The 21421-nt window shown below is 30.1% G+C and carries 15 protein-coding genes and 1 CRISPR repeat array; of the genes, 7 read left to right on the top strand and 8 right to left on the bottom strand.

The genetic code is table 11. The annotated features are described in order from the left end of the window. Window positions 1-9 precede the first annotated feature (9 nt). The 5 genes from cas5b to cas2 are packed head-to-tail and all read left to right on the top strand — an operon-like array spanning window position 10 to window position 4763. Window positions 10-723: a type I-B CRISPR-associated protein Cas5b gene (cas5b, locus tag PXD04_RS16095; RefSeq protein ID WP_323735837.1), complete on the top strand. Its 714-nt coding sequence runs from the start codon at window positions 10-12 to the stop codon at window positions 721-723. After that, window positions 707-3007 carry a CRISPR-associated helicase Cas3' gene (gene cas3 / locus PXD04_RS16090; protein ID WP_323735836.1) on the top strand — a complete coding sequence of 767 codons (2301 nt, stop codon included), beginning with the start codon at window positions 707-709 and terminating at the stop codon, window positions 3005-3007. Before cas5b ends, cas3 begins: the two co-directional genes overlap by 17 nt. After that, window positions 3004-3516: a CRISPR-associated protein Cas4 gene (gene cas4, locus PXD04_RS16085; protein WP_323735835.1), complete on the top strand. Its 513-nt coding sequence runs from the start codon at window positions 3004-3006 to the stop codon at window positions 3514-3516. The genes cas3 and cas4 overlap by 4 nt, the downstream gene beginning before the upstream one ends. A gap of 12 nt (window positions 3517-3528) precedes the next feature. Then, window positions 3529-4503, top strand: a complete 975-nt coding sequence (gene cas1b / locus PXD04_RS16080; RefSeq protein ID WP_323737464.1) for a type I-B CRISPR-associated endonuclease Cas1b — start codon at window positions 3529-3531, stop codon at window positions 4501-4503. Beyond that, on the top strand, window positions 4503-4763 hold the full coding sequence (gene cas2 / locus PXD04_RS16075; RefSeq protein ID WP_323735834.1) for a CRISPR-associated endonuclease Cas2: 261 nt from the start codon (window positions 4503-4505) through the stop codon (window positions 4761-4763). The genes cas1b and cas2 overlap by 1 nt, the downstream gene beginning before the upstream one ends. Window positions 4764-4866: 103 nt before the next feature. Further along, window positions 4867-8604: a CRISPR direct-repeat array (repeat unit 29 nt; unit sequence GTTTAAAATAGACTTAATAGTATGGAAAC). Window positions 8605-8663: 59 nt separating this feature from the next. Here cas2 and PXD04_RS23395 read toward each other — a convergent pair. The 8 genes from PXD04_RS23395 to PXD04_RS16040 all read right to left on the bottom strand — a co-directional run bounded on the left by PXD04_RS23395 (window position 8664) and on the right by PXD04_RS16040 (window position 17633). Further along, a complete protein-coding gene (locus PXD04_RS23395) occupies window positions 8664-8891 on the bottom strand; it encodes a hypothetical protein (RefSeq protein ID WP_409988275.1) in 228 nt (75 codons plus the stop codon). Further along, the gene (locus PXD04_RS16070) at window positions 8860-9153 is read right to left on the bottom strand and encodes a transposase (RefSeq protein ID WP_323737463.1); all 294 of its coding nucleotides are present in this window, start codon (window positions 9151-9153) and stop codon (window positions 8860-8862) included. The genes PXD04_RS23395 and PXD04_RS16070 overlap by 32 nt, the downstream gene beginning before the upstream one ends. A 119-nt stretch (window positions 9154-9272) precedes the next feature. After that, entirely contained in the window at window positions 9273-9731 is a 459-nt protein-coding gene (locus PXD04_RS16065) for a hypothetical protein (RefSeq protein ID WP_323735833.1), read from the bottom strand. 1130 nt (window positions 9732-10861) lie between these two features. Then, window positions 10862-13618 (bottom strand): DUF3427 domain-containing protein, encoded by a 2757-nt coding sequence (locus tag PXD04_RS16060; RefSeq protein ID WP_409988274.1) that lies wholly within the window; start codon window positions 13616-13618, stop codon window positions 10862-10864. 17 nt (window positions 13619-13635) lie between these two features. Beyond that, on the bottom strand, window positions 13636-14019 hold the full coding sequence (locus tag PXD04_RS16055) for a (deoxy)nucleoside triphosphate pyrophosphohydrolase (RefSeq protein ID WP_323735831.1): 384 nt from the start codon (window positions 14017-14019) through the stop codon (window positions 13636-13638). Window positions 14020-14425: 406 nt separating this feature from the next. Continuing rightward, on the bottom strand, window positions 14426-15130 hold the full coding sequence (locus PXD04_RS16050; protein ID WP_323735830.1) for a succinate dehydrogenase/fumarate reductase iron-sulfur subunit: 705 nt from the start codon (window positions 15128-15130) through the stop codon (window positions 14426-14428). 2 nt (window positions 15131-15132) lie between these two features. Further along, on the bottom strand, window positions 15133-16809 hold the full coding sequence (locus tag PXD04_RS16045; RefSeq protein WP_323735829.1) for an FAD-binding protein: 1677 nt from the start codon (window positions 16807-16809) through the stop codon (window positions 15133-15135). A 284-nt stretch (window positions 16810-17093) separates the two neighbouring features. Further along, the gene (locus PXD04_RS16040) at window positions 17094-17633 is read right to left on the bottom strand and encodes a hypothetical protein (protein WP_323735828.1); all 540 of its coding nucleotides are present in this window, start codon (window positions 17631-17633) and stop codon (window positions 17094-17096) included. Between the two features lie 698 nt (window positions 17634-18331). On the opposite strand from PXD04_RS16040, the gene PXD04_RS16035 reads away from it, so the two are divergent. Both PXD04_RS16035 and ltrA read left to right on the top strand, forming a co-directional pair. Then, a complete protein-coding gene (locus PXD04_RS16035; RefSeq protein WP_323735827.1) occupies window positions 18332-19000 on the top strand; it encodes a hypothetical protein in 669 nt (222 codons plus the stop codon). 632 nt (window positions 19001-19632) lie between these two features. Further along, complete coding sequence (ltrA, locus tag PXD04_RS16030; protein ID WP_323735826.1) at window positions 19633-21177, top strand: group II intron reverse transcriptase/maturase; 1545 nt, start codon at window positions 19633-19635, stop codon at window positions 21175-21177. Window positions 21178-21421: the final 244 nt, after the last annotated feature.

The raw sequence follows: 21421 nt of genomic DNA, 5'->3' as shown, positions 1-21421 counted from the left end.
GATTTTTTTATGACAAAAGATGTAGTGGTTTTTGATGTGTGGGGTGATTATGCATATTTTAGAAGAGGTTACACTACTACTTCCACTATTTCATATCCATTCCCTAGTCGAACTACAATTGCTGGATTTATTGCGGGAATATTAGGTTATCCTCGTGATAGTTATCATGAATTATTTAATGAAGAAAATAGTAAGATTGGTATTAAAATTGTTAATCCTATTAAGAAAACTAGATTAAATTTAAATTATGTTAATACAAAAGAAAGTATGCATTTATTTAAAATTAAATCTAATGGTAAAAGAACACAAGTGCCTGCTGAATTTTTAAAAGATGTGAAGTATAGGTTATATGTTAGTTTAGATGATAAGGAATTAATGAATAAATTATATTCATTCATAAGGAATCATAAAAGTGTTTATACTCCATATCTTGGAATTACTGAATGTTTATGTAATTTTGAGGTAGTTGGTGATGGACTTTACAATGTTGAAGAGATTGTTGGAGAGAATGTTCAAATTGATTCTGTTCTTGTCAAGAATAATGTTAATATTCATATTGAGCATGATAAAAAATATGGTGTTGTGAAATCTCCAGGATTTATGAATAATGATCGTTCCGTTAAGTTATTTATTGAATACTTTTATGAAAGTAATGCTAAATCTATTCTTGTAGATTCTTGTACATATTATAAGATTGGTGATGATAATGTCATGTTATTCTGAGGAGATTTATTCTCATCCAAATATATTGTTAACTGATCATCTTTTAAATGTAGCTAATAATTCTCGTAAGATTTTTGAGAATATGAATATAACTGATAATAAGTTATATTCTGATATTTCTTTTTTTATTGGCTTAACTCATGATTTTGCTAAGGCCACTAGTTTTTTTCAAGATCATTTATTTAACAGGAATCATTCTCCTAATGCATATCATGGTTTTTTATCTGCCATATTCTGTTATTATGTTATTAAAAGAAAAGGAAACAGTAACTATGTGAATTTTCCAGTTTTAGGTTATTTGGTTGTTAAAAATCATCATGGTAATTTAAAGAATATTTTTGATGAACATAATCATTTTAAGAAAAACATGGATAATGTGGATGTACAAGTAAATGATCTTTTGAGTCGAAATTTAGATTCATTTACTGCATTTTACTCACAATATGATATTGATGTTAATTATTTCTTATCCAATATTAATGAGGTTAAAGAAGATCTTAAAAAAGATTTATTTAAATTCAAAAGAGAAGATTTGCTAGACAATTATTTGGATTATATTTTGTTATTTTCTGTTTTAATTGATTCTGATAAGTTAGATGCTTCACATACAAGTACTTATAATAGAATACCTATTGATAAGAATGTTGTTGACAAATATAAAATTGATAAAAAGTTTAATTCGGAGGGTATTAATTTTGTTCGTGAGGAAGCTTTTCAAGAGTTAAATAGTATAATAGATTCTTTAGACCTGGATAATAAATTATATTCTATTTCACTTCCTACTGGTTCTGGAAAAACTATGAATGCATTCTCCTTTGCCTTGAAATTAAGAGATAGAATAACAAATGAATTGAATTTTATGCCACGTATTATTTACTCGTTACCTTTTTTAAGCATTATTGATCAGAATGAGGAAGTTATTAAAGATATTTTATCAGATAATGGTTTTGATAGTCAAGATGTTTTTATTAAGCATAATTCTATGTCAGAGATTTATTATAAAACAAGTGATAATCAGGAATTAGAGATTGATAATGCTGAGATGTTAATTGAATCATGGTATTCTGAGATAATTATCACTACTTTTTATCAGTTTTTTTATACTATTATTAGTAATAAGAATAGGTCATTGAAAAAGTTGCATAATTTAAGTAATTCTATTGTTATTCTTGATGAGGTACAGTCCATTCCTCCCAAGTATTGGAAGTTAGTTAATGTGTTACTTAAATATATGGTTGAAAGATATAATTTCTGGATTATATTTATGACAGCTACACAACCTGCTATTTTCAGTGAGTCTGAAATGATTCCTTTGGTTGAGAATAAAGAATATTATTTTAATAAATTTGATAGGGTTAATTATAAGTTTTGTCTAGAAAAGCAAAGTGTTATTGAATTTAATGAGTTTATTCTTGATGAAATATTATCTACCAATAAGGATATTATGATAGTTGTAAATACTATTCAAAATTCTATTGATATTTACAAATACTTATCAAATTACTTAGAGGATAATATATTATATTACTTATCAACTAATATCATTCCAATTGAAAGAAAAAAACGTATATCAAATATTAAAAAATCTGAAAATAGGAAAATTATTGTAACCACACAATTAATTGAAGCAGGTGTAGACATAGATGTAGATATAATATACAGAGATTTTGCACCTATAGACAGCATAGTACAAACTGCTGGTAGATGTAACAGAAACCAACAAAAAGATAAAGGAACAGTAAACATTATAAGACTAGCCGATGATAAAAAAGAATACAATAAATATATCTATGATTCAATTTCAAGAGAAGTAACATATGAACTGATTAAAGACTTAGAAACAATAAGTGAAAAAGATTTTGGAACAATAATTGACAAATATTATGATAAAATATTAGAAAAAATCTCAAAAGATTCTTCAAAAGATATAATTAAAAAATTATCAAAACTAGAAATATCCAATATAACAAATGAATTCAAGTTAATTGAAGAAAATGTTGAAAAACAGGACGTGTTCATAGACTTAAATGATTACTCACATGAAATTTGGAATAAATATACAGAAATATACTCATCAGAAACATCAGTAATTGAAAAGCGATATGAATTTAAGAAGATAAAATCAGAATTTAGAAAATATATTATATCAATTGATGTTAAAAAATTAGGTACAACACCAATAGAATATAATATTGGTCATATTGACAGACAGGATATTGAACGAAAATATGATGAACAAATAGGTTTCATACCATTAGATGATGAAGACGCATTTATAATATGATTAACATGATACTAAAAGAATCAGAAATTACTGGAGTAATGGTACAATACTTTAAAGTATGTAAAAGAGAATTATGGTTTTATATAAATCAAATAAATATGAACTACGACAATGATGACATAGAAATAGGAAAATTAATACATGAAAATAGTTACAAACGAGAAAAGAAAGAGATACGCCTAGAAAACCTAGTATTCGACTTTGTGAAGAATAAAAACGAAATAGAAATATATGAAATTAAAAAATCATCAAAATTAACTATTGGTGGAAGTTACCAATTATATTTCTATCTATGGACTTTAAAAAAATCAAACATAAACGCCAAAGGATACCTAGTATACCCTAAAGAAAAAAAGAAAAAATTAATTGAACTAAATAATGAAATAATAAACGAATTAAATGAAATAACACAGGACATAATAGAAATAGCAAAACAAAAAAAGCCACCCAAACCAATCAATAAACCATATTGTAAAAAATGCACATACTATGAATTATGCATGATATGAGAAGGTGATACTATTAAACAACCATTAAATATAAACTCAAATGGTATACTATACAGAAAAGATAACACACTCAAATACACTAACAAAGAAGTAGATAAAACAATACCAATACATGCAATAAACGAAATAAACTGTTATGGAAAAGTATCTTTAAAATCAGGAGCAATAACATTACTACAAAATGAAAAAATAATAGTAAACTCCTTCAACAAATATGGACATTACCAAGGATCATTATACCCCAAAATAACCCTAAACTCAGGAACAACAATAGTAAAACAAGCACTAGCATACAACAACCCAGACCAAAGAAACTACATAGCACAAGAAATAGTACAAGGAATGAAACATAACATGAGAAAAACCTTAATGTACTATTCTAAAAAAGGAAAAAACGTAACAGAATACATAGAAAAAATAGAAAAAGAACCCATACTAAACAAAAATATAAACCAAATACTAAGCTCAGAAGGAAAACTATGGCAACATTACTATCCAGCATTTAACGAAATCACAAAAAACTTCCCCCTAAAAAAAAGAGAATTCAGACCACCCACAAACGAAATGAATGCATTAATCTCATTCGGAAACTCATTACTATACACAACAACACTCTCAGAAATATACCACACATACCTACATCCATCAATAAGTTTCTTACATGAACCAAGAGAAAGAAGATTTTCATTAGCATGCGACATAGCCGACATATTTAAACCCATAATAGTCAGCAGAACCATATTCAAACTAGTAAACACAAACATGATCAACAAAAAAAGCTTCAAAGATGATGTGGGAGTATACCTAACAGACAAAGGAAGACAAAAATTCATAGAAGAATACAATAATAAACTAAAAACAACAATAAAACATCCAAACTTAAATAAAAAAGTATCATACAGATATTTAATAAGATTAGAAGGATACAAACTAATAAAACACATTTTAAATGACAAAACATATGAAAGTTTCAAGGCGTGGTGGTAATGTACGTAATAATTATATATGACATAAATACCAAAAGAGTAAACAAAGTACACAAATACCTCAAAACATACCTAACTTGGATTCAAAACTCAGTATTCGAAGGAGAAATTACCAAATCTCAATACCAAACCATAACCACAGAACTCAAAACATTAATAGACGAAGAAAAAGACTCAATTATCATCTACGAAATACCAGAAAAATATCTAAACAGAACAATAATCGGCTATGAAAAAAATCCAATGACCATGATATTATAGTCCAGCCACCAATAAAATTACACCATTAAAGGTGGACTATACAAAACTATTTTTTAAAGAACAAACAAAAAATTATACAGGAAAATAAGCAAAATTTTTCGGCGTTTAAAATAGACTTAATAGTATGGAAACCCACTATTAACTCGTAGCATATACGTTAATTTACGGTGTTTAAAATAGACTTAATAGTATGGAAACTATACATTATTTGGTCAATTGTCACAGTCATTAACGTTTAAAATAGACTTAATAGTATGGAAACGATCATTATCCAAGATGCTTTGTATTGTTTCCTGTAGTTTAAAATAGACTTAATAGTATGGAAACAAGGACAACCTGAACAAGTAACCAGAACATTCCTAGTTTAAAATAGACTTAATAGTATGGAAACGGAATACCACTTGAAACACAGGGTACAAATACACCAGTTTAAAATAGACTTAATAGTATGGAAACTATTAATTATTTCACTATTGACACAGGATACAATGATGTTTAAAATAGACTTAATAGTATGGAAACCTAGTGCCATCTTCGTATATGACTAGTTTCTCTACTGTTTAAAATAGACTTAATAGTATGGAAACAAGCCCTCATGAATCCTTATTGGCAGGTGGGTAACTGTTTAAAATAGACTTAATAGTATGGAAACAGAGTAAGAGTATTAAATGATGATGACGAAGCTGTAGAGTTTAAAATAGACTTAATAGTATGGAAACAAAGGAAGGACTAATAGTGCTAATACTGGAAGTGGATTTGTTTAAAATAGACTTAATAGTATGGAAACTCTCTTACAGCTCACACTAAAAGTGCACCTACAATAGTTTAAAATAGACTTAATAGTATGGAAACATCGTTTACGATACGTGTCATCATCTTCAGTATTGCGGTTTAAAATAGACTTAATAGTATGGAAACCTATGAGGCTTGTGGCACAGTCTTGTTGGAATCCTGTGAGGTTTAAAATAGACTTAATAGTATGGAAACGATACAGTTTGCGAGGCTGCAGACAATCTATATAATGTTTAAAATAGACTTAATAGTATGGAAACTTTTCTGCATTGTTGGTTAGTACATTGTAGTTGTCTTGTTTAAAATAGACTTAATAGTATGGAAACTGTTTCCGTCGATGTCTATGTCTGTGTCTGTTATTGTGTTTAAAATAGACTTAATAGTATGGAAACCTCGTAGTTGCTCTTGCCATCATGTCAATACCTGCTGTTTAAAATAGACTTAATAGTATGGAAACAGTAGTGCTGTAAAGAATATTGCAAATACAGTAAGTCAAGTTTAAAATAGACTTAATAGTATGGAAACTGACCTTGACTACCATTCCCTTTACATTGAAATACAAGTTTAAAATAGACTTAATAGTATGGAAACACCACCAAACATTATGATTTGAATAAAAACATTACAAGTTTAAAATAGACTTAATAGTATGGAAACCATTAAGAAAGCATTTTAAAGGCCGGAGCGGTTTAGTGTTTAAAATAGACTTAATAGTATGGAAACTCCTTTTTCTTAGTTTACCGTTTTCACGGTCTATTATGTTTAAAATAGACTTAATAGTATGGAAACGTGGTATGAGTACTGGTGCAAGTAATGAAGCAGGAAAGTTTAAAATAGACTTAATAGTATGGAAACCTTGCCAATTGTCCTGCAGGGACATCAATCCATGTGTGTTTAAAATAGACTTAATAGTATGGAAACCTCAATGGAAAAGGAACCGCCGCTCTTAAAGATTTCGTTTAAAATAGACTTAATAGTATGGAAACCGAACCTACCATTGAATGTCACTGGTATCCGAATGTGTTTAAAATAGACTTAATAGTATGGAAACTTGAGGAAATAGAACAAGAGGGTAACGATGCCGCAAGTGTGAGTTTAAAATAGACTTAATAGTATGGAAACTTGGTTGGTTCATATCGCATCATCTCCTTATTTTTTCTAGTGTTTAAAATAGACTTAATAGTATGGAAACCAAATGGTAGATTAGGGGTTGCCTGGAATCGAACCAGGGTTTAAAATAGACTTAATAGTATGGAAACGTAACAGTATAATTATCAGACAAATCAAAACCAAAAGTTTAAAATAGACTTAATAGTATGGAAACACAGATGCAGAAATAAAAGCACTCGTTGAAAACAAAGTGTTTAAAATAGACTTAATAGTATGGAAACGCACATTGTAATATATGCATCCCCGACACCCAATTTTTGTTTAAAATAGACTTAATAGTATGGAAACGGTAGGGCAGTGTGCCACTTTCTATTACTATATATGTTGTTTAAAATAGACTTAATAGTATGGAAACTCAAAAAATAATTTTTTGTTTTGATGCTGTATATTTTGTTTAAAATAGACTTAATAGTATGGAAACTAAGTTCGTGTAACTGTTTTATAAGGAGGCGTAACCCCGTTTAAAATAGACTTAATAGTATGGAAACAACACTGTTTGTGATGCTGTAGACAATTTATATGATGTTTAAAATAGACTTAATAGTATGGAAACTGTTTATCATATCTGCTAAACACTTCAACTATACCAGGTTTAAAATAGACTTAATAGTATGGAAACAGATTGATGAACTAAGTAATACATTTAAAGATCATAAGTTTAAAATAGACTTAATAGTATGGAAACTCTTCTCTTTAATCTTGTTAAATTCATCTGCAACTGGTTTAAAATAGACTTAATAGTATGGAAACAGCCATTCCCACCCTGCTATGAAAGTGTTCACAAGGAGTTTAAAATAGACTTAATAGTATGGAAACGAAGAAGTGTTTCCTGAAACTGATTAAATCGTATCCTGTTTAAAATAGACTTAATAGTATGGAAACAACAGATAAAATTATATGTGGGAGATGTAGTATATGAGGTTTAAAATAGACTTAATAGTATGGAAACGTGGACAAGCAGCCGGTTTCGTAACAGACTTCATTAATGCGTTTAAAATAGACTTAATAGTATGGAAACGACCAATTCAGTTCAAAAAGAATTTAAGATAACAAGAGTAATGTTTAAAATAGACTTAATAGTATGGAAACATTTTTTATTCCATTCCCTCCAATCAGGATATTTCTCTTGTTTAAAATAGACTTAATAGTATGGAAACGCTTTTATGTCACTTACACCCCTTCCAAATATTTTTTGTTTAAAATAGACTTAATAGTATGGAAACCCCTCCCACTACTTGTTTTTGGTTGGTGTGTATGTTGTTTAAAATAGACTTAATAGTATGGAAACGAATTTGAAATAAAACCTTTTACATATGAAATTATAGGGTTTAAAATAGACTTAATAGTATGGAAACTTCTTAATCTGTATTGCAATATAATGTTGTACATTCAGTTTAAAATAGACTTAATAGTATGGAAACCATAATAAAAGCGTTGAATATATGAAAGAAAACGGAGTTTAAAATAGACTTAATAGTATGGAAACCCTAGATGTAGGGTATAATGTTGATGAAGATATGTGTTTAAAATAGACTTAATAGTATGGAAACCCAGAAAACATAAGAGAAATCAAATCCGGCAAGAAAAGTTTAAAATAGACTTAATAGTATGGAAACAAGGAGATCCTTATAAATATGGGTGTGGAACTTGAGTTTAAAATAGACTTAATAGTATGGAAACTACTCATGAATACCCTATACTCACAAACTCAGTACAATGTTTAAAATAGACTTAATAGTATGGAAACAACTCTTTTTTAATATATAAACTCATACCTCAATGCTTGTTTAAAATAGACTTAATAGTATGGAAACCAGATACGAGTGGACATCCTAAGATTAAAGGATGGAGTTTAAAATAGACTTAATAGTATGGAAACTCATAGTAAACGTGAGGAGTATAATGATTTGAAACGTGTTTAAAATAGACTTTAGGGGTCTAGATTATTCGTCCTTCAGAAAGCATTTGTAAGTCTGTTTTTGTTGTGTATCCTTGATTAATTATTAAGGATGCTAATAATACAGTTAGTAATGTTGTTTTTTTAACGGATTCTGTTGTATATTTGTGGAAATGTTTTAAATTTAGTCCTTCTTTAAGGAATTTAAAAAAGTCTTCGATATGGCTTCTTACATATTTAATTCTTTTTCTTTTGATTATGTTTTTCAAAATGAGTTTGTAATTTTATGAATTTACTTTTATTTTCTTTATCTTTTTTGTTTTGTCTGAAATATTCTAATGGACTGGTTAATGCGTTGTTTAGTTTTTCTATGTTGGAATTGGATTTAGTGAGGATTAATGGTTGTATGTGGTATTTTTTTAAGCCTATTTCATAGTTTTCATAATTATAATATCCTCTATCAGCTAGTATTTTATCATTGTGGTGTAATAGGTGGTGTTTTTTCATTTGTTCTAGTATTTTTAGGAATATTTGACTGTCGGGGGGGGTGAACCTGGGTGTATTATGAATAAAACAGGCATCATGGTATTGTAATATAGTACAAAAGTTCCTTTAAAGCCTATATAGAAGCCAATACTTGTTCCATGACCTCATTTTGGATCTTTATTTTCAAGATTTTTCTTGGAAATCTTCTTACTATCAAAATTATAATCAACATCCAATGGAGTTGTATCAAGTAAATAAGTATGTGATTGAACTCTATTATTTCTATTAAGATATCTGAGTATTGTATTGATAGTTTTTTCTATTGTTTGGGCAGAAAAACGTCCAATCAGTTCTGTAACCTGAGAAACTGATAACATATTTTTAATATTAAAAAAAGATTTGACTTCGGGTTTCCTATTTATTTCATCAATGATGTATGAAACCTTTAAATTAAAAAATTGACTAATAAAAATAACTTTTAAAGTAAAATTAAACTTATTCAATGGTTTTATACCATTTGAAGCTATTATTTGTTGGATTCTTCTAGAATCAATAATATTAAATATTTCTTCTAACAAACTAGTATATGGGTTGGAATTATCGAAATTTAAACCTAATAACATTTTGAATCACTATTAATATGTTTATTAAAGGTTTTATTTAAATATTTCGATAATAAAAACCTTTCATAAAAATCCAAGTAAAAATCAAATGTATTATTTTTAACCAAGATTAATTAAATGTTTAATACTAAAAAATCAGCGTTTTTAGGTCGTAAAAAAATATTAATTTTCTAGACCCCTAAATAGACTTAATAGTATAGAAACTGTGAGGATGAAGAAAAATGAACAATTACTACCTAGTTTATATATTTAATAGTATGGAAACAACCCGTTTTCATAGTTCCAATGTTTCCAGTTAAATATGTTTAAAATATACTTAATAGTATGGAAACCCAGAAGTTTATGAAAAACTTGAAGAATTTGTTAATGTTTAAAATAGACTTAATAGTATGGAAACTACTTCCATCAATTATATAAATCAAAAAATAATGAGTTTTGACCAATGATATGTACTAACTTATTTTCTTATTTAATCCTTTTAGGTTCTAGAAAATCAATTTATTTTAACTCACATATCGTTTATTTTTATTATTTAAATATATATTAATTGTGTTATAGAAATAGTATATGTTATGAAATTTATTTTAGAAATTATGGGTTATTAATTGTTATATTTATATAAAACCCATAATATATATAGTTTTAGCTATACTAATGTTACATGGATTAAATTACAATGAACAAGACCCTAATTATATGTTGTTAAACAAAATATTTGATATTATCACGTTCTAGATCAACTGATAATATTTTAGCTAGAAATGGCTTTAAAGAATCAAAAGATTTAAAACAGCAGCAAAACTATTTTTTTATCATCATCTTTTGAAAATGATATATCTTTCACACTGACTGAGTTATTTAATAAATCTAAGCTTGTAGAATATTTAAATTTTGAAATGTTGTTAACAGCTCAAGAAGTATTGAGGAGATTTGTTGTGATAAAGATAATCTTCAAAATGCTGTTAATAATATTCTTAAAAAAATAAATAAAGGTTATAAAAGTAAAAATAGGACTTTAGTTGTTGATGGTTCGTCTGCTAATACGGAATTATTTATTATATAAATTTAAATGTCTGAACTATAACACAGAATATTCTTCCTAAAAAAATAGTTAACTAAGAAAAATAACGTTAACTTGTTATGTAATCGTATATGTCTTGTCGTATTGTTTGTTTGAGTTGTAGTTGGAAGTTGACGATTGGTTTGTGTTGTCCTTTGTCGTTTTGTATTGTTGTTTGTTTTGGTTGTGTTGGTGTGGCTTGTCCTATGTAGTAGAATTCGTTTCCTTCGTCGTCACTTTTTTTGATGAATAGGTAGAATTGGTTTCCGTTACTGGAGTGGTTGATGATTTGTTGTACTTCTTTTGATTGTATTTTGAGGTTGGATCTTGTCATCCAGTTGAATTGTTGTTTGTTGATGAATTTGTCTTCGTATTGTGTTGTTTTGGATATTGTTTCTTTTTTGTTGTATGTTACGAATATTGGGCAGTGTAAATTATTATTTATGTCTTGTTTTGTTCGGTATCCGTACATTGTTGATGAATCGTTGCTTTTGAGGTTTAGTAGTCTTACTACGTCGTCTCTTGAGTATTTTTGGTAGTATTTGAATGGGTCTTGTGTGTTGTTTATGTGTTGGTATTTGTCTTGGTATTGTTTGAGTCCTAGTGTTATTAGGTCTTCTAGGTTTTCTTTGAATTGTTTGTTTTTTAGGTGTTTTTTGAAGTTTTTGTTGATGGTTATTTTGTTTTGTTTTTCTTCGTAGAAATTGATGTTTTGGTATTCTTTTTGTTCTTTTTCTTTGTAGAATGTTTTGTTGAGTACTGTTAGTGCATGTTGGTAATTTATATCATCTTCCTTATAATATTCTAGGTTTTCTATTAGTGTTTTTAGTATTGTTAGTTCGTGTGGTCTTTTTCCATTTGCTAGTTTTGTTGTTATGAATTTTAGGTATAGTAATTGTTCTTTTGCTAGGTTTATTTCTGCTTCTTTGTCTATTTTTGGTAGTAGTTCCGGGTATGATGTGTATTTTCCTTTGATGTATGATATGATGAACATTGGATCTAGTTCGTCGTAGTCGTAGAAGTCGTTTAGTGTTGGTGTTTTGTTTAATTTGTTTTTTAGTGTTTTGTATTTTTCTCGTATGAACGATATTTTTTCTAGGCTTGCGTCGTTGATTGATTTGTATATTTTTTCTTTGGCTATTTTGTCGAAGTTTATTGTTGAGTTTCCTATTGTTGTGTGTGGTATGTTGATGATGAATTTTCTCATTTTGTCTTTGTTGTATGTTCTGTCGTCGGATAGTGCTACTGGTATTAGGTAGTTGTTGTCATAGTTGCTTATGAAGTCTAGGATTACTACGTATTCTTTGTCTCGTGATTTTCTCAGGCCTCTTCCTAGTTGTTGTATGAATATTATGCTTGATTCTGTTGGTCTGAGCATTACTATTTGGTTGATTTCTTGTATATCTACTCCTTCGTTGAATATGTCTACTGTGAGTATGTAGTCTAGTTGTTCTGTGTTTTCTTTGTTTGTGATTAGTTTTTGTATGGCTTGTTCTCTTTCTTCTTGTGTGTTTTTTCCGCTGAGGCTTACTGTTTTGTATCCTCTTTGGTTTAGTTTCTCTGAGTATGTTTCTGCGTTTTCTATTGTGTTGCAGAATATTAGTCCTTTGACTCTGTTTCCTGAGTGTTTGTAGTATTCTAGGTTTTCTATTATTTTGTCTACGTGTTCGTCGCTTGTGTTGTTGGCATCTACTGGGTCGTTGATTCCGAAGTAGTGGAAGTCGCATAGCATGTTTTCTTCTAGTGCTTTTTTGAGTCGTATTTCGTAGATGATGTTGTGGTGGAATAGTTTGTATATGTCGAAGTCGTCTGTTCTGTCTGGTGATGCGCTCATTCCTAGGTAGAATTTTGGTTTGAAGTATTGCATTATTTTCTGGTAGCTTGGTGCTCCTGCTCGGTGTACTTCGTCTATTACTATGTAGTCGAATTCTGTTTGTTTGAATTGTGTGTATGTTTCTTCTTTGGACATTGTTTGTATTGTGCTGAATATGTATTTGGCGTTTTTGTCGTGGTGGTTTCCTGTGAGTAGTCCGAAGTTGTCTTCTTCTAGTACTGTTTTGTAGGTGTTTAGTGCTTGTTTTGCTATTTGTTCTCTGTGTACTAGAAATAGTAGTCGTTCTGGTTTGGCTTCTCGTATTGCGAATGCTGATGCGTATGTTTTTCCTGTTCCTGTTGCGCTTATGAGTAGTCCTCGTTTTTCTCCTTTTTGTAGTAATTGTTTGAAGTTTTTGATGAATTCTTGTTGCATGTTGTTGGGCTTGAATACTTGTACTTTGTTTTGGTGGTGTACTGTGTATTTTGGCTTGTTTTCCTGGTATAGTTGTGTGTATTCTTCTATGTATTCTTCTGCTTTTTGTGATTGTGTCCAGTATTCATGGAATGTTCGTAGTAAGTCTTGTGTAAATTTGTCATCTGGGCTATATGTGTTGTACACGTTCCATTCCTTGTTTTTCATCAGTGCATTTGCTGTTAGGTTGCTGCTTCCAATTAGTATGTTGTATTTTCCTTCCTCGTTAAACAGGTACCCTTTTGTATGAAATGCTACTTCTTCTGATTTGAATATTCTTACTTCCACGTTTTCTAGTTTCATTAGTGACTTTATTGCGTTGGGTTGTGTGAAGTAATTATAGTCTGTTGTTATTATTTTGCCCTTTGCTGTTGTATCATGTAGTACTTGTAGTAGGGGTGTGATTCCACTGGTTGTGATGAATGCTACGCTCATCAAGAATTCATCACATTTTTCCAGTTCTTGTTTAATTACGTTTAATACCCTCATATTTTCTTCTGGCTTGTTTTGAATGAGACTGTTTGTAGTCAATATACACACCCCCTAAATCAAAATGATTATATTTTTGTTAGTAAGTAATTTACGACGCTAATGTCTGCTTCCAGCCATTCAACATCCAATATATTGTCCCTGTTTAACCATTCATAGTCATCATGTTCTAGTAATGTGAATTCTGATAGTAATTCACAAAGATAACAGTGCATTATCAGATGAAAAGTTGGATAATCATATTCAACTGTCAACATGAATTTTTTAATCTTTATGTCACAGGTTAATTCTTCTTTTATTTCCCTTATAAGTGCTTCTTCTCTTGTTTCGTTTTCTTCTATTTTTCCACCGGGAAATTCCCATAATCCCTTGAATTCACCATATCCTCTCTTCGTGGCAAGAAATTTATCTCCGTCTTGTATTATTGCTGCTACTACTTCAACTTCTTTCATATTATTTACGATCCAAACTATTATATAATATATTTTTATCAAGAATATGATAAAAGATTTACGTGAATTTCATATATATGATAATTGGATCATAAATTGTATAACTGATATTTTGGATGGAATGGATTAATATTATGTAAACATAATTAAATAGATAATACGTTGGTGCATTTATTATGATAGTTAAAATTAGTTATGAATATATTGAATTAAGAATAGAAAAAGTGTTTCATAGAGTTTATTGCTTTTTGTAAATTATGATATTCATACTTTGATTGATGATTTTTTAATAAATCAATAGGTATTAAATTATTGAACTTTAAAAGATATTTCAATAGATAAAGTTATAGTTTATATTAAAAATAAGTAAAATGATAGTTATGTATTCTATTTACATCATGTTTTTTTATTTTTCCTGTTTTTTAATTGATTTATAATTGTCGAGTAGGTTATTCATTTTTGTTATTGCTTTTTGTGTTGGTATTTTCATGGGGCATATGTCTTCACAGACTAGTGCTTTTACGCAGTGTTTTTGGAAATGTTTTTTGTATATTTGTTTGTGTTTTTCTTGTTTTTCTTTGTTTGTTTCTTGGGATGTGATTTTTGATGATGTTACTGGTAGGATTATTCCCATAAAGTCGTTTTCTCCGTTGTAGTTGGGGCATACTTCTAGGCAGCACCCGCATAGTAGGCATTGTGAGACTTCGTATTCGAATTGTATGTTGTTTGGATTGATTTTTGCTTCGTTTTCTAGCCATTGTTGTGCTTTTTTCATGTTTTTATGTATTATGTTTCTGTCTACTATCAGATCTTTGATTATTGGGAATTTTGTTAGTGGTTCTATTGTTATTTTTTGGAAATGTTTGGTCATGATTAGTTCATCTATGAATGTTTTGCATGCTAGTTTTGGCCATCCGTTTATTAGCATTGTACAGCTTCCACATATTCCTTGTTGGCAGCTGGAAGAGTAATGTATTTTTGTATCATAGGTGTGGTTTATTTTTTCTAGTAGTGTTGTTACTGTGATGTGGAGTTCTTCTTTGTATTCATATTCCTTAATTTTCTCTTTTCCGTTTTCTTGTGTTTTTATTATTACTTTTAATGTTTGCATATTTACCATCTCATTTGTTCGTCTGTTTTGTTGAATGTTATATTGTATTGGTTGTTGTTTTGTTGTATTACTGTTGTTTTCTGGTATTTTTCATCTTTTTCTGGGTAGTCTATTCTTTGGTGTGCTCCTCTACTTTCTTTTCTTTCTATTGCTGATTTGAGGAATGCTTTGGCTAATGGTATTAATGATTTTATTAAAACATATTCGTAGTAGCTATTGTGGGAGTATATTTCCTCTTTTTCCAGTTGTTTTAGTTGTTGTATTGCTTTTTTTAGTGTTATTTCTTCTCTGTATATGCTCATGGCATTATTCATTATATGGACTAGTTCTTCTTCTATTTTATAGGATGATGTGTTATTTGGTGATTGGTTCTGTTTCCATTTGTTGTATTGTGTTTGTTCTTTTTCTAGTTGTTTTTCTATGGGTAGGTTGTCTTCGGTAGCTGTTGGTGTTTTCTTGTTTATTTCCTTGGCTGCTGTTATTCCTCCGTGTATTGCTCCTAGTAGTGAGTTTCCTCCTAGTCTGTTTGCTCCGTGGTATTGTGTGGAGCATTCTCCTATTGCATATAAGTTTTTGATGCTTGTTTTATGGTTTTCGTCTGTTAATATGCCCCCCATGAAGTAATGTATGCATGGATAGACTGGTATTGGTTCTTTTGTCGGATCCATGTTCAGGTATTTTGTACATATTTCATATATTTCCTCTAGTTTTGTCTTTACTGTTTCTTCGGGTAAGAATGAGATGTCTAAGTATACCTTGTTTTCGCCATCTATTCCCATGTTATATTGGTTGCATACTTTGTATATGCTTTGTGTTACCACATCTCTTGGCATGAGTGCTCCTTGTTCGGGGTACCATTCTTCCATGAAGTACCATTTCTGATTGTTTTTTATTGTGTATAGTCTGCCTCCTTCTGCTCTTGCGGCTTCTGTTATCAGCATGTTTTTTACAGGTGTTTTTATTGTGGTTGGATGGTATTGTATCATTTCAAGGTTTGCTAGTTTTATTTGTTGCAGGAATAGTCTTGCTGTTGTGCCACCATCATTCTGTTGTGATCCGGAGATTTTTCCAAAAATCTTGTTCATTCCGCCTGTTGCTATTACCACGTTATCGGATGTGAATGATTTTATTTCATCTGTTAATTCGTTGATTAATATTACGCCCTTGCATTCATTTTCTTTATTTAGTATTAATGATAGGAATCTCCATCCGGCATAATGTTCTATGTGGTGTTCGTGTTCATATTTTCTTAGCCTTGTATTGATGGCTGTTATTATCTGTTTTCCTGTTCGTGTTCCTGCATATACTGTTCTTTTCTTTTTTTGTCCTCCGAAGTATCTTTGGTCTATATTATTATTTTCGTCTCGTGTAAAGCTTGTTCCGATTTGACTTAGCCATTCTATTATCTTTGGAGCATTATTGGTTAATTTTTTTACTGCCTTATGATTGTTTATTTTATGTCCACCTTTTATTGTATCTGTGTAATGTTGGCTTGGTGAGTCATCCTGTCCCTTGTTGTCTAGTGCTGCATTTATTCCACCCATTGCCATTACGGATTGTGATCTTTCTGGTGGTGATGGTGAAAATAGTTTTACATGATTTCCGTATTCTGCCAGCTTTACACTACATGTTAGACCGGATACTCCTGCTCCTATTACTATAACATCCTTTTTATTCATGATTGAGCTCCTATCAGTAATATATATGATGGTTATTGTTTTATTATCTGATTTATTTTATTTTTAAATTTGGTGGTGTTTTTTATAATTGCATAATAAATATGTTGTTTGTTGAAGATTGTTGGAAGATAAAAGGAAATAGGATTGGATTATACACCCTTGTTCTTGTGTGTGTATTTTTATCTACTGAATATCAAATCTAGTTTCAGATTAAAAAAAGAAAAGGTAATGAAGAGGGTGGTTAAATTCTAATTCTTAACTTTTTGTCATTTAAAAACAATTTTTTAGATAATGCTTTGGTTTTCTGTTGTTGTGTTGTTTGCTGGTTCGGATGTGTTTAATGGGGTGGCTGTTATGTTTAGTTGGTTTACATCAATGTTTATTTGTGGTTTTTTCATTGTTTCTACTATGTGTTGGATTATGTCTGGGTTTTTGGATGTGATGATTATCATGCTTGTGTTGTTTGTGTCTGTGTCGTAGTAGGTGTAGTTTCCTGTTTTGTTGATTAGTGTGATATTGTTGTATGTTATGTTGTTTCCACTGTTTTGTTCTAGTTGCATTCCAATTTCTAGTGATCCGTTTACTGTTCCGTTTATGTCGTTTATGTCTTTACATGCCCATGTTTTTATGTTTAAATCATTATCTTTGTCTTGGTATGTGTTGTAGTTGATGGTATTGTTTTTTACTTGTGCATTGTTGTCTGGTACTTCGAAGGTGTAGCCGCTCATTTCTACTGTTTTGTAGTGTGGTATGAATAGGAAGTATGCGGCTAGTAGTACTATGACTATTAATGCTATAATACCTATGATTGATTTTTTACTCATATTATATTCCCCTATTATTAGTGGTATAAACCTTTTTGTTTATATTATTTGTTTTTTTCATTATTGTATTTATAAATTTTTAATTTTTAGATTGGTTTTCTTAGTTTTTGGTGTTTTATGATTGTATTGATGTGTTTATATTTTTGAATTATTGTTGGATTTATGTTTGTTTTGAAATATTAGTTTATTAGTTTGTTTTGTGAGTTTTATTTTTGTGTTTCGTTATTGCGGACTTTAACGAAGAACTTCCTTAAAAATTATTCTTGGTACTACCATAAAATGGCACACCTCAAATATCAAAAACATATCAAAATAAATAATAAAACTTACAACTACAAAACCATATTTACAACAACCCAAAAACAATAATTTATAGTGTGTCAAAACATCAAATGAACCAGAATGGCATTTTTTTTCTAAATTATATGTAATACATAATTTTTTTCTTTTTTCTTCTTTATAAATTAAACCTTGGTTTAATAAATTATTTTTATCTCTTCGTGCTGTTGTTTTAGATTTTTTAAATAAAAATATATACTGTTTATATGTGAGATGTTTTATATCTAGATTGTTTAATTTTTTTGAGGATGGTGTGTGTTTGTGAAAAAAAAAATTTATAATTTAAATGTTCATAATATTATATATCATGTAAAAGTGATTTTATGAATATTAAAAGAGTAATATTTCTGAGTATTTTATTGACAGTATTGACAATTGGAGCTGTTAGTGCTGTTGGAAATACTTCGGATGACACAAATAATGGATTAGAAAATGTTGAATCGGTTACAGATGATAATTCGTTCAACATGGCTGAAGGGGAAACCCCTTCAACAAACAGTGAAATGAATAATTTGGATGTTTCAGATGAAGCATCCGCCCAGTATACGGATAAGGGATTATCTGAAGAATTGGCATTAACTAGTGGTTTTAATGGTGAAATTGATTTTGGTTCCACATTTAATAATTTAGATTATCTTATTTCTTGTTCAGATGATTATGCTCTCTTGAATCAGAGTTTTACTTTTAGTTCTGCTCAGGACATGGATTATGTGAATGGAATAAAGATAAATGGGAACAATTTGATAATTGATGGAAATGATCATATTATCGATGGAAGTTCTCATGCCCGGATGTTTAATGTCACTGGAAATAATATTACGTTCAAGAACATAGTTTTTGTTAATGGTGCTTCTGAAAATGGTGGAGTACTTTATATAACTGGAAATAATGTTAAATTAGTTAATTGTACTTTTATGGATAATCACGTAGCAAATTTTGGTGGTGCAGTTTATTCCAATAGTACTGATTTAGACATAATTGATTGTAGTTTCAAAAACAATAATGCTACCAGTGGAGGTGCAATATAGTGCGACAAGCAATTATCTTCTTTCCTTTATTAGTCAGTATGGCATCTTAGGAATCTAAGGTTTCTCGGATGCTGTTAGCCCAGTTATGTGGGCTATTCTCACTCGAAACTGCATCTTTTGGTAACGAAGGATGTGGGTTGCATGAGAGTTAATGTCTAATCACACGCTAGCATTCAAGGGTGTGAGGGCTAGAGAAAGACCAATATGACTAATGATAAATGAACTCTTATAAGCGTCGTCAACCTCAGCGAGAGGATAGAATGCTGAAAGTTAATCTCTCGTCTTGTAAACAGGTCGTACACAGTTATATGATGTGTACTTGTTCATAACCCATATGTTTACCGGCGTAGTGGGAGAGTCTAAGTTGGTCGCAGTCTGACAGAAGATAAACTTGGTAAGCCCAGTTTGTGTCCAGTCTATAACTAGTCATGTGTATAAGATAGTACTGGTAGGCTACTGCGTGAGCGGATGCTAATAAGCCTTACTGGGTAAAGGATGTTAAGGAAGCTAAAGCCTCAAATGTCGTTAAGACAAGCAAGAAATAGGAAATAATAATTGCTGAGGATATGCTGACTTTAACAGGTGTAAAACACAGATAAAACGGAAAGTGAATCAAATTGAAGATAAACTATATGAGTAAAACTGATAATATCAATGATATTAGCCAGTCCGTGAGTTTATATGCTTCTAAATTAGAATGTGAATGGAAAGAAATCCCATGGCATAAAATTGAAAGAAGCATATTTGATTTGCAACAACGGATATTTAGTGCCGAAATCAACAAAGAATATAATAAAGCCAGAAATTTGCAACGAATTCTTTTAAACAAGGATTCAACTCTCTTGTATAGTATCAGGAGGGTTACACAAATTAATGGTGGTAAGCGTACTCCTGGCATAGATGGTATGATTATACTATCAGATGCTGAGCGTATGGCTTTGTATTACAAACTTAAAGAGCGTAGCGTTTTCTTACACAAGGCTTCTCCGGTTAGGAGAGTTTATATTGATAAGAAAAATGGTAAGAAGCGACCATTAGGTATTCCTACAATTATTGATAGGATTTATCAGATGGTTGTTAAATTAGCTTTAGAACCTCGTGTTGAAGCTTGGTTTGAACCATGTTCATATGGATTCAGACCCTTAAGAGGTGTTGAACATGCAATAGCTAAAATACACACATCAACTAAGGGTCATATTAGAAAATGGATCTTTGAAGGTGACTTTAAATCATGCTTTGACACACTCAACCACGACTTTATAATAAAACAGCTGGGAAATTTCCCTGCTAAAGAAGTTATCAAATCATGGTTAGAAGCAGGATATCTATATAACGGCTGTATCAACATAACCAGTACGGGAACACCACAAGGAGGAATTATTTCCCCAGTATTGGCAAATGTAGCCCTACATGGTATGGAAGATGCCCTAAATATAGAATATAAACAACATACTGACAAGATAGGAAACATAAATTATCATAACACATCCAAGTATATTATGATTAGATATGCAGATGATTTTGTAGTAATTTGTAAAACAAAGGAAGATGCAGAAAATATTTATGGTTTACTAGAACCTTACTTGTCAGAAAGGGGTTTAACTCTTGCAGAGGATAAAACACGGATAACACACATTGATGATGGATTCGATTTTCTCGGATTCAATATAAGAAACTATCACACACAAAACCATGAAAAAGTTCTTATTAAACCATCAAAGAAAAGTATATCCGAGTGTAAAGCTAAAATACGAGATGTGTTTGTAAATAATCGAGGTAAAAGTATTTCAAAACTCATCGAAAAAGTCAATCAAATTATCTTGGGAACAGCCTACTATTGGAGACAATCAGTAGCCAAAAAGACATTTGGTCAAATTGACGAATACGTTTGGAATTTAACTAAACAATATTTAGTTAGACAACATCCGATGAAGTCATGGTCTTGGATTAGAAATAAGTACCTTCAGAAGGACATAGACCCACACTACGGGTATAGTTATATACTTACTGACCCCGAAGACCCGAAATTACAAATTATCAAGATGAAAAACATACACATAAGATATGGTAAACAAATCAAACATGATTGTAGCCCATATAATAAAGAATACTCAGATTACATCTATAACAGATGGAAAATGAGTCCATTCGAATGTCTATACTCTAAAAGACATTAAAATAAGAAAAGTAATATAAAGGAATGAAATATTCTAAAGTTGATATTCGAGATAAAAATTATGCTTGAGCCGTATGTCTTGAAAGGGACACGTACGGTTCTTAGGAGAGAAGGAAAGAGTAATCTTTCTGACTTATCCGACCATCGAATCATCCACTGTTGATAGTTTAATTGACTCAGTCTTCGTAAATAACTCTGCTATACGGGGCGGTGCAATATACTTTGAAGGCCCAGTAGAAAATACA

Source organism: Methanosphaera sp. ISO3-F5 (genome assembly GCF_034480035.2).
GTDB lineage: Archaea > Methanobacteriota > Methanobacteria > Methanobacteriales > Methanobacteriaceae > Methanosphaera.
This window is presented reverse-complemented; position numbering and strand designations above follow the sequence as displayed.

Coding starts and splice junctions, on each gene's coding strand:
- cas5b (WP_323735837.1), top strand. CDS start 10: ATGACAAAAGATGTAGTGGTTTTTGATGTGTGGGGTGATTATGCATAT.
- cas3 (WP_323735836.1), top strand. CDS start 707: ATGTCATGTTATTCTGAGGAGATTTATTCTCATCCAAATATATTGTTA.
- cas4 (WP_323735835.1), top strand. CDS start 3,004: ATGATTAACATGATACTAAAAGAATCAGAAATTACTGGAGTAATGGTA.
- cas2 (WP_323735834.1), top strand. CDS start 4,503: ATGTACGTAATAATTATATATGACATAAATACCAAAAGAGTAAACAAA.
- PXD04_RS16065 (WP_323735833.1), bottom strand. CDS start 9,731: ATGTTATTAGGTTTAAATTTCGATAATTCCAACCCATATACTAGTTTG.
- PXD04_RS16055 (WP_323735831.1), bottom strand. CDS start 14,019: ATGAAAGAAGTTGAAGTAGTAGCAGCAATAATACAAGACGGAGATAAA.
- PXD04_RS16050 (WP_323735830.1), bottom strand. CDS start 15,130: ATGCAAACATTAAAAGTAATAATAAAAACACAAGAAAACGGAAAAGAG.
- PXD04_RS16045 (WP_323735829.1), bottom strand. CDS start 16,809: ATGAATAAAAAGGATGTTATAGTAATAGGAGCAGGAGTATCCGGTCTA.
- PXD04_RS16040 (WP_323735828.1), bottom strand. CDS start 17,633: ATGAGTAAAAAATCAATCATAGGTATTATAGCATTAATAGTCATAGTA.
- ltrA (WP_323735826.1), top strand. CDS start 19,633: ATGAGTAAAACTGATAATATCAATGATATTAGCCAGTCCGTGAGTTTA.